The organism is Lapillicoccus sp. (assembly GCF_025353065.1).
Taxonomy (GTDB): Bacteria; Actinomycetota; Actinomycetes; order Actinomycetales; family Dermatophilaceae; genus Lapillicoccus.
On sequence record NZ_JANXRJ010000061.1, the window covers coordinates 1 to 5,271 of the forward strand.

Consider the following 5,271-nt stretch of genomic DNA (forward strand, 5'->3'; position numbering starts at 1 on the left):
CCCGCATCGCCGCCTCCTTGTTCTGCAGCTGCGACTTCTCGTTCTGGCAGGAGACGACGAGACCGGTCGGCAGGTGGGTGATCCGGACGGCCGAGTCGGTGGTGTTGACGCTCTGACCGCCGGGGCCGGAGCTGCGGTAGACGTCGATGCGGAGGTCATTGGGACCAAGGACCGTGGCCGCGGTTTCTTCGATCTCCGGCATGACGAGGACCCCCGCCGCCGAGGTGTGGATGCGGCCCTGGCTCTCGGTGACGGGCACGCGCTGGACGCGGTGGACGCCGCCCTCGAACTTCATCAGCGCCCAGGGGGCCTCGCCGGGCGGCGGCGTCCCCTTGGCCTTGACCGAGAGACGTGCCTCCTTGTAGCCCCCGAGGTCGGACTCGGTGGCGTCGATGAGCTCGGCCCGCCAGCCGCGCTTCTCGGCCCAGCGGGTGTACATCCGGAGCAGGTCGCCGGCGAAGAGCGCCGACTCCTCGCCGCCCTCCCCCGCCTTGACCTCGAGGATGACGTCTCGGTCGTCGTCGGGGTCGCGCGGGATGAGCAGGTGGCGCAGGTGGTCCTCGGCGTCGGCCACGTCGGCCTCGAGGGAGGGGACCTCGGCGGCGAATCCGGCGTCCTCGGTGGCGAGCTCGCGGGCAGCGGTGAGGTCGTCGCGGGCGGTGGCCAGCGCGTGGTGCGCGGCGACGGTGGGGGCGAGGGCGGCATACCGCTTGTTGAGGGTGCGGACGAGGGCCTGGTCGGTATGGATCTCGGGCTCGGCGAGACGGCGCTCGAGGTCGGCGTGCTCGTCGAGGAGGGCCTGGACCGGCTCGGTACCGGGTTCGCTCATGGCTCGCTCCTTCTCGTGCTCCGTGTCGTGCGTGTCGTCCTGTCATGCGAAACGCCGGCCCCATCGGCAGGCGAACCTGCTGCGGGACCGGCGTCGCGGGACGAGCTAGCTGGTGGTGGTGGTCTTCTTGCCGTAGCGGGCCTCGAACCGGGCGATGCGGCCACCGGTGTCGAGGATCTTCTGCTTGCCGGTGTAGAAGGGGTGACACTGCGAGCAGACGTCGGCGCTGATCGAGCCGGACGAGGCAGTGCTGCGGGTGACGAACGTGTTGCCACAGGTGCAGGTGACCGTGGTGTCCACGTAGCTGGGGTGAAGGTCCTTCTTCATGCGCTCTCCTAGGATCAGGCCGAGCCGGGTCGGCGGGAGCCCCACCTGGTGTGGGGATCCGGGGATGCCGTGAACCGGTCCAGCGCTCAAGTGTGCCAGAGCAGGGCACGCCTACCTAAACGGCGCCGCGGTGCCGCTCATTCCCCCCGCGGGCGGCCACTCGACGCTGAGTCAAGCGCGCCGGGGTGGCGCTACTGTGCCCCCTCGTGGTTGACCACCGGCAGATCTTCGCGTTCAGCGGGCTCCTCACCCGAGAGGGCGACCGGCTGGAGGGCTGGCACCTGATCGACCACGCGCTGTCGCTCGTCCATCCGGCTGACCCGGTCCGACGCGGCGACCGGCAGACCCGGGTCTGCTATGTGCCGACCGCGGTGGGCGACTCCGCCGAGGCGATCCGCAGTCACCGCGAGACCTTCGCCCGGCGTCGGCCCGACGTCGACCTCACGGTCCTCACGCTCTTCCTCCAGCCGAGCGTGCCCGACGTGCGCGCGCACCTGCTCGAGCAGGATCTCGTGCTCGTCGAGGGCGGAAGCGTCGTCAACCTCATGGCGGTGTGGCGTGCGCACGGTCTACCGGCGATCCTGCGGGAGTGCTGGGAGGCCGGCGTCGTGCTCGCGGGCGCCAGCGCGGGGAGCATCTGCTGGCATACCGGCGGACCGACCGACTCGTTCGGCGATGACCTCGCCCCCTTCACCGACGGGCTGGGTCTGCTGCCGTTCAGCAACGGCGTGCACGACGACTTCGACGACCAGCCCCGTCGGGCGACGTACCGGCGCCTCGTCGCCGAGGGCGTGCTCGACGCCGGGTATGCCGGTGAGGACGGCGTCGGGCTGCACTACGTCGGGACCCGGCTCCACGAGGCGGTGACGCTGCGACCCCGCAGCACGGCCTGGTGGGTCGAGCCGGACGGATCCGGCGGGTGGCGCGAGGAGCGGGTGCCGACGCGGGCGCTGGGCGGGCCAACGGGCTGAGCCGGCTTTGCGGCATACCGGGCGGCGGTGGGGACGGAGGACCGGCAGGTGCCCGGTATGCCGCCCCAGCCGACCGACATACCGGACTCACACCGGTTCACAGTCCCTCAGCTGTCCCGTCAGTCAGCCGCGACGGTGGGACGCCGTCACTGGACCTGGCGCAGGAACTCGGCGTTGCTGTGGGTCTTCTTGAGCCGCTCGAGGAGCAGCTCGACGCCCTGCTGGGGCTCGAGCGCGGCGAGCACCCGGCGCAGCTTCCACATCAGCCGGAGCTCGTCGTCGCCGAGCAGGATCTCCTCGCGCAGCGTGCCGGAGCTGTTGACGTCGACCGCGGGGAAGATCCGGCGGTTGGCGAGCTCACCCGAGAGGCGCAGCTCCATGTTGCCGGTGCCCTTGAACTCCTCGAAGATCACCTCGTCCATCCGCGAACCGGTCTCGACGAGCGCCGTCGCGATGATGGTCAGCGAGCCGCCGTTCTCGATGTTGCGGGCTGCCCCGAAGAACTTCTTCGGCGGGTAGAGCGCCGCGCTGTCGACCCCGCCCGCGATGATGCGGCCCGAGGCCGGAGCCGAGAGGTTGTAGGCCCGGCCGAGCTTCGTGATCGAGTCGAGGAGCACGACGACGTCGTGCCCGAGCTCGACGAGACGCTTGGCGCGCTCGATGGCGAGCTCGGCGACCGTGGTGTGGTCCTCGGCCGGACGGTCGAAGGTGGAGGCGATGACCTCGCCCTTGACGGCCCGCTGCATGTCCGTCACCTCCTCCGGACGCTCGTCGACCAGGACGACCATCAGGTGGCACTCGGGGTTGTTGGTCGTGACCGCGTTGGCGATCGCCTGCATGACCATCGTCTTGCCGGCCTTGGCGGGCGCGACGACCATGCCGCGCTGGCCCTTGCCGATCGGGGCAACGAGGTCGATGATCCGCGTCGTGTAGCCGTGCGCGTCGGTCTCGAGGCGCAGCCGCTCCTGGGGGTAGAGCGGGGTCAGCCGCTCGAACTCCGGCCGGACCCGCGTCTCGTCGGCCGCCGCGCCGTTGATGCTGTCGAGCCGCACCAGGGCGTTGAACTTCTGCCGGCTGGTGCCGTTGGTCGGCACCTGCTCGCCCTCGCGCAGCGCCTTGACCGCGCCGGTGATGGCATCGCCCTTGCGCAGCGCGTTCTTCTTCACCAGGCCGAGCGGGACGTAGACGTCGTTGGGCCCCGGGAGGTAGCCGGAGGTCCGCACGAACGCGTAGTTGTCCAGCACGTCGAGGATGCCGGCGACCGGGACGAGGACGTCGTCGTCGGCGATCTGCAGCTCGGGCTCGTAGTCGGGAGTGCCGGTGGTCGTGCGCCCCCGCTTCCGGTCGCGGCTGCGCTGCCGGTTGCGGCGCCGGCCACCGGGGTGGTCGTCGTCGTCGTCTCCGTCGGGGCCGTTGGCTGAGCTCTGACCGCCGGCGGCAGACTGGTGCGCGGGAGCGGGTTGGTGGGCGGGCGCGGGCTGGACCGCGGGCGCGCCCTGGTTGCGCGAGGCGGGCTGGCCACCCTGCGCGCGGTTCGCGACGGCCGAGCCGGTGCCGGCCTGGCCCCCTCGGGCAGCGTGGCCCGGCTGAGCGCCCTGGCCCGACTGAGCGCCCTGGCCGGACTGAGCGCCCTGGCCGGACTGCCCGCCCTGGCCGGACTGGCTCCCCTGGCCACCACGCGCGACCTGGCCGCCCTGGTTCGCCGGTGGGGTCTGGCGGGGTCCGCCGTTCTGATGGTTGTCGCGGTCGGCGCGTGTGGTCCGCTCCGGCCGATCCGTGCGCTCGGCGGTGCGGTCGCGAGGCTCTGGCTGACTCGCCTGGTCGGTGCCGCCACCAGAACGTCGCGCGGAGCTGTCGGCCGGGCGGGTGGGGAGCTCGATCCGGAGCTCGTCCTCGAGGCGCCGGGTCGTGGCTGCGGCGGCTCGGTCCACGGCCGGGGTGGTCGTCCCCGACTCGGCCCGGCGGGAGGTGCGTACCCGCTCGGTCGCTACCGGCTCGGACCGCACCACGACGTCGGTGCGCTCGGACTGCTCCGGCTGCTCCGTCAGCTCGCGCTGCTCAGGCCGTTCCGACCGCTCGAGAGGCCGGGTGCCCGGACTGTTCTCAGAACGCTCGCTGCGTTGCGGGGACGACGGGTCGGCGACCTCCTGCCGGCCCACCGGCGCGGCGGAGCCCGACGGCGCGGCGGGAGCGCGTGAAGGCGTCTCGCCGGACAACCGAGAGGCAGCTGCAGGGCTCTGGCCCGACTGGTGTGCCGTGATCGCCTGCACGAGGTCGTCCTTGCGCATCTTGGTCGTGCCCCTGATGCCGAGCTGGCCGGCCAGGCCCTTCAGATCCGCGACGTTCATCGCGGCGAGCCCGCTCCGACCAGAGCGGGCGGCCTTGCCTGTCGCCTCGGTGGGCGCGGCAAGGTCGGTGGTGTCTGTCACGAAGGATCCTTCCCCCTCGTCATCGGTGTGGCAGAGCCGACACCGGAACCGAGCCAACCGGTCGTTGGCTTCTGGAATCCACCGCTGAGCCGTGCAGGGCACGACCGGGAGGCGACGACGTCCCCGTACGTGGTGGGAGGTGCGCGTCGCAGAGGTCCGGCCACAGATCGCAGCCACGCTCACGTCGCGCCTTCAGACTAACACCAGCAGCAGACCCCACCGGTGCCGTTCACGCCCCCCCGAGCGCGGTGACCACCACCCCCCCGTCGGGTATGCCGGGCGCGAGCCGCTCCCACGCCTGTTCCCCCCCGAGGTCGGCCGGCACGACGACGTCGTCCTCGAGGTCGACCGTCGTCAGCACGAGGACCGAGGGTCCGGCGCCGGACACCACCGCCGCGTGCCCCTGGGCCCGCAGGTGGTCGACGAGCGCCATGGTCGCCGGAAAGGCCGGCCGCCGCGGCTCCTGGTGCAGCCAGTCGCGGGTCGCGGCGAACAGTAGGTCGGGGCGTCGGCTGACGGCCTCGACGAGCAGCGCGGCGCGGCCGGCTCCCTGGGCCGCCTCGTGGTGCGGCACCGTGGCGGGCAGCACGGCGCGGGCCTTGTGGGTGGCGAGGGTCGTCGCGGGCACGAGGAGCACGGGACGCAGGTCCTCGTGGACGGCGATCCGCGCGGTGCCGGTGCGGCCGGCACGCGGCATACCGGCGTCGACGGTCCA

Annotated in this window: 4 protein-coding genes and 1 pseudogene; 1 reads left to right on the plus strand and 4 read right to left on the minus strand. The window is 72.3% G+C overall.

Features of this window, described 5'->3' with window-relative positions; all coding sequences use genetic code 11:
• Together Q0R63_RS05725 and rpmE are read right to left on the minus strand one after the other, a co-directional pair.
• A partial coding sequence (locus tag Q0R63_RS05725; RefSeq protein ID WP_295695195.1) for a PCRF domain-containing protein occupies window positions 1-829 on the minus strand: 829 nt, incomplete at its 3' end.
• A 105-nt stretch (window positions 830-934) separates the two neighbouring features.
• Window positions 935-1,156: a 50S ribosomal protein L31 gene (rpmE, locus tag Q0R63_RS05730; RefSeq protein WP_295695197.1), complete on the minus strand. Its 222-nt coding sequence runs from the start codon at window positions 1,154-1,156 to the stop codon at window positions 935-937.
• Window positions 1,157-1,362: 206 nt separating this feature from the next.
• On the opposite strand from rpmE, the gene Q0R63_RS05735 reads away from it, so the two are divergent.
• Window positions 1,363-2,127, plus strand: a complete 765-nt coding sequence (locus tag Q0R63_RS05735) for a peptidase E (RefSeq protein WP_295695199.1) — start codon at window positions 1,363-1,365, stop codon at window positions 2,125-2,127.
• Between the two features lie 146 nt (window positions 2,128-2,273).
• Here Q0R63_RS05735 and rho read toward each other — a convergent pair whose 3' ends face one another.
• Together rho and Q0R63_RS05745 are read right to left on the minus strand one after the other, a co-directional pair.
• Window positions 2,274-4,475 carry a transcription termination factor Rho gene (rho, locus tag Q0R63_RS05740; RefSeq protein ID WP_295695201.1) on the minus strand — a complete coding sequence of 734 codons (2,202 nt, stop codon included), beginning with the start codon at window positions 4,473-4,475 and terminating at the stop codon, window positions 2,274-2,276.
• Between the two features lie 310 nt (window positions 4,476-4,785).
• A pseudogene (locus tag Q0R63_RS05745) lies at window positions 4,786-5,271 on the minus strand (homoserine kinase); the annotation flags it as partial.

Bases quoted from the DNA above. Each gene is read 5' to 3' on its own strand.
- rpmE (WP_295695197.1), bottom strand. From the start codon at position 1,156: ATGAAGAAGGACCTTCACCCCAGCTACGTGGACACCACGGTCACCTGC.
- rho (WP_295695201.1), bottom strand. From the start codon at position 4,475: ATGAACGTCGCGGATCTGAAGGGCCTGGCCGGCCAGCTCGGCATCAGG.